Genomic DNA, 6976 nt, shown 5'->3' with positions numbered 1-6976 from the left:
GATTTTTTCAAAATTCAAATATGAGTCCTATATAATTAAATATAATTACTGAAATCACTTGCTAGTTACCTGCAAACAATATATTAAAATAAGTAGGTAGGCGTTGAAATTTATCGTTGAGGCAAGGCAAGAGGTAAGAGGCACTCATGGAAGAGGGAAGAAACTTTGAGGGATTTTACATTTTGTAACATACCTCGGTTTTTTCAAGCCGACTTACTTACACCAATCATCTTATGTAATTTCCTCAAAATCTACCAGTTAATTTCCTACTTGAGCAGAGACATTTACCTGACCCTAAATTTCCCCCAGCACTTTTCAAGCAACATGATGAAAACACCGACAGCACTGCCAAATAGCTTAGATTCTTACTACCAACAAATCAAGACAATTATTCTCGCTCGGCAAAATCCCATTACTGGTTTATTACCTGCGAGTACCGCAATTACCGCTCATGGTGATTATACTGACGCTTGGGTAAGAGACAACGTTTATAGCATTTTGGCAGTTTGGGGTTTAGCACTGGCATACCGGAAAATAGATAATGATCAGGGGCGTACTTACGAACTTGAATATAGCGTTGTTAAACTTATGCGTGGCTTGTTGTTTGCGATGATGCGACAGGCGCATAAGGTCGAAAAATTCAAACACACACAATCTTTACTAGATGGACTACACGCCAAATATAATACCGCTACTGGTGATGTTGTGGTTGGGGATGATGAATGGGGACATTTACAAGTAGATGCCACATCTATATATTTGCTGATGTTGGCACAAATGACAGCCGCAGGTTTGTCGATTGTTTTTACGTTGGATGAGGTGAACTTTGTCCAAAATTTGGTTTATTACATTGGTAGGGCTTATCGCACGCCAGATTTTGGTATTTGGGAAAGAGGTAATAAAATTAATCATGGTAGTGCCGAATTAAACGCTAGTTCTCTAGGAATGGCCAAAGCCGCACTAGAAGCAATGAACGGGCTGAATTTATTTGGTGTACATGGTTCTCAAGCATCGGTAATTCATGTTTTACCAGATGAAATTGCCAGAGCAAGAATTACTTTAGAATCTTTATTACCAAGAGAGTCTGCATCTAAAGAAGTCGATGCAGCATTGTTGAGTATTATTGGTTATCCTGCTTTTGCAGTGGAAGATGTGCAGTTGCAGCAACGCACATTTAATGAAATTATTAATAAATTAGCAGGTAAATATGGCTGTAAACGCTTTTTGAGAGATGGACACCAAACTGTTTTAGAAGACTCACACCGTTTACATTATGAACCTTGGGAACTGAAACAATTTGAGAATATTGAATGTGAATGGCCGTTATTTTTTACTTATTTAATGCTTGATGGAATTTTCCGCCAAGACCAAGAACAAGTTAAAAAATACCAAGAACTTTTAGAGGAATTACTTGTAGAAAGGGATGGTTTACAGTTATTACCAGAACTGTATTATGTGCCAGAAGAAAACATTGAAGCTGAAAAATTAGAACCACACTCACAAACAAGATTACCAAATGAAAATATTCCTTTGGTTTGGGCGCAAAGTTTATATTTGCTTGGTAAAATGTTGAGTGAAGGGTTAATTGCGGTAGGTGATATTGATCCTTTGGGTAGACATTTGCGTGTGGGTAAAAATCGGGAAGCAATGGTGCAAATTGCTTTGTTAGCAGAAGATGAGGACTTACAAGCACAATTAGAAGTACATGGAATTGAAAGTCAAACACCCAACCAAGTAGAACCAATTCAAGTTAGACAAGCAGGGGAACTATCACAGATTTATACCCAAATTGGGCGGAATGATAAATTAGGTTTAACAGGTCGTCCAGTACGTAGATTGAGGAGTTTGACTATATCCAGAATTTACCGGATTCAAGATCAAACAGTCGTCTTTTTACCTTCATTTTTAGATTCACAACAATTTTATTTAACTCTGGATTACCATTTTTTACTTGATCAAATCAGAGGTGAATTAGCATATATTCAAAAATATTGGAGTGATTTAGGTCGTCCAACTTTGACTTTTATGATCACCCGCACAATGCTAGAAACTGGCTCGGCAGCATTATTAGAATTAATGCAAGAACTCAAAGATGGTGTATGTGGTGGTGTGCAAGTAAAATTAGGAAAATTAAATCAATTAATGCTGACTGCTGCTATTCAAAGGATTGATTTTATTCCTGAAGCAGAATTATTTCGTTCTCCTGTAAAAAATGCGGGAATGCGTTGTTATTATCTGATTTTTCATCCTCAGAAAAATTGGCGGTTGGGACATATTCAAGAATTTCAAATTGAATGTGAAACTAACTTAGATGCCTTACTTAGTTATTTACATTCCTCAGAAAATATTTATGGACAAATTGAAGTGTTGCAAACTTTAACCCGGCTAAAAGGGTTAGAATTTGATACTGGTTATGGTGAAAATAGTCATCCAGTGACAGTGGGTGATTTACTGGATGAAGTTTACACCAAAGCCAGTTATTCAGGCTTGTGGGCGGTGGTGCGTCGCGCTGCGGCTTTACGCCAAATGGTGGATATTGGTTTATCGGATGCGGTGACAAGTATTTTGGTGCGTGGTAAACAAATTGCTGTAGGTAGGGCTTACAGTGAAGCTTCGCTGATAGTTGTGCCAAAGTCACATCATGAAATTGCGGAGAAGATTAATAATTTCTGTCGGGAGGATATACGCGATCGCGTTTTGACTCAAGAAATTCTCATTTATTTAGGTGTGTTGATCAAATCAGAACCAGAATTATTTAAAGGATTGTTAACCCTAAGAGTTGGTTATTTAATCCTCTTAATTACTAGCGAATTAGCTCAAGAATTGGGCGTTACTCAAGATGAAGCCTATGATCATGTCATGCAGCTTTCGCCTTATGAAGTGAAAATGCGTTTAGAAAAAGTATTAACTAGCTATAGTGGAGTGACAGGATTATTACGTCAACAAGAATCACTGCATATTAAGCAAAAAGAAAGTGATATTGCTTGGGTAGTTCAACCTACAATTAATGAAGAAATTGAAGTTGAACCAGAAAATTGGCGTAGATTTCGCCAAGCTGAAGGAGCAATAAATCGTGTTCCCAAAGACTTTTTTAAACAAGTTTGGTTATTAATGCACCATTGTAAAGGCTTAGTAATTGGCGATAAATTAGAAAGACGTAATCGCTTAGAAAGTGAGTTGATGATTTCGGAAATGACAGCAGGTGAAAGAAACTTTGCTCTAAAAATTGAGCATTTATTGAATAAAATTGAAGCGCCAGAATATCGCCAAGTTAATGTAGAAGCATTAATGGAATTAGCCGCAATAGCCGCTAATAACCCTAACTTGCAAATTCAAGATTATATAGTTTTAGATGTGTTAATTGGTCACGCAGTGCGGTTAGCGTGGTTAGAAAATCATCCTCAACGGAGCGATCGCTATGATGAAGATAAAGGTTTAGCATGGCCACATTTTTATAACACTTCCCCCAGTGATTGCGCTACTTATATTTTGAAAGCGTTGAGGTTCTTGACAGAATTTGAGAGAGATTTTTAACCAATAAAATATTACCCCTAAATCCCCAACTTTTCTGAGAAGTCGGGGATCATACCATGGCGGACATAGCGGCAGAATTAATACAAATTGTTGATGTTTTCACAAATGATATAGCAATTCCCATTCAGATGATGTACAAGCTGTAATAATTAAACGCAGATGAACGCAGATGAACGCAGATAATTTTGTACTTCATTAGACTAGGAAATGCTATATTTGCATTACAATAATACTAGATGGTAAAGCCATTAACGTAACGTGTCCGCAAGACAAGGCTTACAAACTTACTTATCGAAAAGTGTATTTACATACTTTTGGAAAAGCGAGCTAAACTTTACGTAAAAGCACCGTAAATTGCTGAAAAGCTTACATTTTATGCTTGCATAAATGTGTGGTATGTCCTAGTTACACTCTACATAATATTAGGATTAGGAAAAAATAAACCTTTCCTTAATTATTGTAAAATTCACGTAACAAGCTATGGGTGTTAGTTTACAAAGCGCCTCAGATGCAAAGGAGATAAAAAGTGGAAGAAAATAACCAAGATAATACAGAACAGGATTCTCAGGGAACAATCATAGTTGCTGGAGAGCGTCCTATTGGTAGCAGTGACCTACAATTTGCAGGAACAATATCAATCGCTGGATTGCGTCCCATTAGTACGAGCAGTATAGAAGTGGTTGAGACTTACAATGTAATGGGGATTCGTCCAATTAGTGCCAATACATTCCAAACTGTGAACAGTATTAACCTATCCGGCATTCGTCCTATTGGTTCTAGTGCATTGGCAGTTTCGGAAAACTATTCAGTATTTGGTAATCGTCCAATAGCATCAAATACTGTTGATGATTCTGAGATTTTGATGGGATTTCTAGACTAATCGTCTGATTATCCTCATATCTTTTCAACCCGGTTTTATAAATAAACTGGGTTTTTTTTATGGGATGTTTCTTTGTGAATAGATACTTAATGTCTCTTATGTATCTTGTGGTAGAAGTAGTGAGTCAATATTCAAGCTAGTTTGGAGTAGTATTTAAATCAATGGTAAAACTCTATGAATTTAGAAGAACGGGCAAAAGCCACAGCTAAAAATGTTGAAGGTAAAGCACAAGAAGCAGTAGGAAATATTACTGGTGATCCCAAAGACAAAGCTGAAGGTAAAGCCAAGCAAGCAGAAAGTGAAGTACATCATGCTGTTGAAGATGTAAAAGATAATGTGAAAAAAAAGATTGACTAGATAAAACTTCGTAGTTGCACTAAAGGTAAAAAGCAACTACGACTGACAAGTTTTTTATGGGGAGGTTAAATATGGTTCTGTTTCAACAAAGTCGGAAGATTTTGATGGCTTTGTCCTTGATGTTAATCCTGACTTTAACTACTGCTTGCGGTGGAGGAACAATTACACAAGCTGACCGCACAACTACCCCATCAGCAGTAGGAAGGGACGTTACCTATGCAGAATTAGAGCGTGGTAATACTCCCGCAGGACAGAATTTTGGTAAGTGGGTTGTGCAAACTTCTAAGGGGTTAGTTCAAGATGCTTATGTGCGAGATAATAACAAATTAGGTGTGGTGATTTCTCCTCAAGTTAGTCCTAATGAAGTGCGACCTTTAGCTAGTGCTTTGCTACAAGGCTTTAGAAAAAATTTTCCTAATCAAGATGTGAAAATTTTGCTGTATGCACCTGACAAAAAACTAATTTTAACGGCTGATTATGTTGCTCAAACTAATCAAGTTAAGTACAGCTAGGTTAATTGATAATTAAAAATTAAATTTGACATCAACAGGAGAAAGAAAAGATGACCAGTAGTGAAAAATATAGACAACAAGTTTTACAGGATTTGGCTCAGGGAAATGTCGAATCCTTGGATAATTTGAGTACAGATACTACCGCAGAATATCAAAATTTTGATGATTTTGCTCAACGAACAACAACAGACCAAAGACGACAGTTATTTAATCAATCTTTGCCTCCAGAAGGTATTCCTCCTAGTCAGATGGAGCCGGAATTACAAAAGGCAATTGCTCAAATTAAACCCAATGAACGGGATGATGTAGCGCGGGCATTTTTCAAACAATTAAAAGAACGAGGACTGGAGGAAAAAAGATTAGAACAACAGTTAAATCTTTCTACTAATCACCCTAACCGCATGACCGCTGATGATGTGAGTAAATTAGCATCTTTTACTTATCATAATCATCCTGATGTTTTTCGTGATGTTTTAGCGGAACAACCTGGAATTATCAAGTTTCTTAGTAATCCTATTGTGGCCGGAATTATTGGTATTGCTGCGGCTAAATGGTTGGGTAGTCGGAAGTAATAAAGGAATAATGTATAATGTATAATAATTGAAGGTGGGCAATGCCCACTTTTTTATGATTTTTTTTTATGAATTTTATTGACAAAAATATTGATTAATAGTCAGTTTATATGCCTTTATTAAAATCAAAATATTATTTATCAATTTAGAAAGCGATCGCGTCCAGACAACTTTGCTTGATACATCACTAAATCTGCCGCCGCAATTATTTCTTCACAACTAGAATTCGGTTGAGGAATTAATGTAGATAACCCAACACTGAGAGTAACATGAGAACTAACTTGTGAATTCTCATGGGGAATAGCCAAAGAACGAACAGCAAAGCAAATTTTTTCAGCCAGATAAGCAGCCCCTTCTTGATTTGTATTAGTTAAAACTATAGCAAATTCATCCCCACCATAACGAGCAACTAAATCAGCCGGACGTTGCACAACATTTTGCATGGCTTGAGCAATTTCATAAAGACAGCGATCGCCTAAAAGATGACCATAGCTGTCGTTGTAAGACTTGAAAAAATCAACATCACAGAGAATAAAAGAAATAGGCTGTTGATCTCGTATTTGACACTGCCATGCTAGGGAGAGATATTCATCAAAACGTCGGCGATTAGCTACTTTAGTTAAAGCATCAATATTCACTAATTGTTGTAATTGTTGATTATCAACAGCAAGTTTTTGCTGTAGCTGAGATCGCTCAATTGATCGTCTTACCCGTTGTCGTAAAATTGGCCAATGAATGGGTTTGATCAAATAGTCTTCCACACCTACTTGAAAAGCATAGTCAATTGATTGTTGGTCTTCAAGAACTGTAATCATAAAAACTGGAGTATGCTTGTTAGAGTCAACAGACAACAACTGATGACAGCACTCAAATCCATCCATATATGGCATCAAGGCATCAATAAGTACAAGATCAGGGCGCAATTGACGAAAAACATTTATTGCTTCTGCACCATTTTTGGCTTCCGCTACTTGATACCCATCATCCTCTAGTGCAAGTCGCATTTCTTGCCGGTTAAATGGTTCATCATTAACAATGAGAACTAAAGATTGGTTTTTTTCAAGCGTAGCTTTCATGAGGGTAATTACCAATTTACAGTGAACTACTTTGAATATAGGGAT

At 36.8% G+C, this 6976-nt stretch carries 6 protein-coding genes; 5 read left to right on the top strand and 1 reads right to left on the bottom strand.

From position 1 onward, the window contains the following. Nucleotides 1-327: 327 nt before the first annotated feature. The 5 genes from VB694_RS07725 to VB694_RS07705 all read left to right on the top strand — a co-directional run bounded on the left by VB694_RS07725 (nt 328) and on the right by VB694_RS07705 (nt 5855). Nucleotides 328-3534 carry a glycoside hydrolase family 15 protein gene (locus VB694_RS07725; protein ID WP_323359771.1) on the top strand — a complete coding sequence of 1069 codons (3207 nt, stop codon included), beginning with the start codon at nt 328-330 and terminating at the stop codon, nt 3532-3534. 526 nt (nt 3535-4060) lie between these two features. Beyond that, nucleotides 4061-4414 carry a hypothetical protein gene (locus tag VB694_RS07720; RefSeq protein ID WP_323359726.1) on the top strand — a complete coding sequence of 118 codons (354 nt, stop codon included), beginning with the start codon at nt 4061-4063 and terminating at the stop codon, nt 4412-4414. Nucleotides 4415-4588: 174 nt separating this feature from the next. Then, entirely contained in the window at nt 4589-4771 is a 183-nt protein-coding gene (locus VB694_RS07715) for a CsbD family protein (RefSeq protein ID WP_323359725.1), read from the top strand. Nucleotides 4772-4842: 71 nt separating this feature from the next. After that, a complete protein-coding gene (locus VB694_RS07710) occupies nt 4843-5283 on the top strand; it encodes a hypothetical protein (RefSeq protein WP_323359724.1) in 441 nt (146 codons plus the stop codon). Nucleotides 5284-5333: 50 nt separating this feature from the next. Continuing rightward, nucleotides 5334-5855: a hypothetical protein gene (locus VB694_RS07705; protein ID WP_323359723.1), complete on the top strand. Its 522-nt coding sequence runs from the start codon at nt 5334-5336 to the stop codon at nt 5853-5855. 140 nt (nt 5856-5995) lie between these two features. On the opposite strand, the gene VB694_RS07700 is transcribed toward VB694_RS07705, so the two are convergent. Beyond that, on the bottom strand, nt 5996-6976 hold a 981-nt coding region (locus VB694_RS07700), incomplete at its 5' end, for a PleD family two-component system response regulator (RefSeq protein WP_323359722.1).

Origin of the sequence: Anabaena sp. UHCC 0451, assembly GCF_034931405.1 — a bacterium.
GTDB lineage: Bacteria > Cyanobacteriota > Cyanobacteriia > Cyanobacteriales > Nostocaceae > RDYJ01.
This window is presented reverse-complemented; position numbering and strand designations above follow the sequence as displayed.

Coding starts and splice junctions, on each gene's coding strand:
- VB694_RS07725 (WP_323359771.1), top strand. CDS start 328: ATGAAAACACCGACAGCACTGCCAAATAGCTTAGATTCTTACTACCAA.
- VB694_RS07715 (WP_323359725.1), top strand. CDS start 4,589: ATGAATTTAGAAGAACGGGCAAAAGCCACAGCTAAAAATGTTGAAGGT.
- VB694_RS07710 (WP_323359724.1), top strand. CDS start 4,843: ATGGTTCTGTTTCAACAAAGTCGGAAGATTTTGATGGCTTTGTCCTTG.
- VB694_RS07705 (WP_323359723.1), top strand. CDS start 5,334: ATGACCAGTAGTGAAAAATATAGACAACAAGTTTTACAGGATTTGGCT.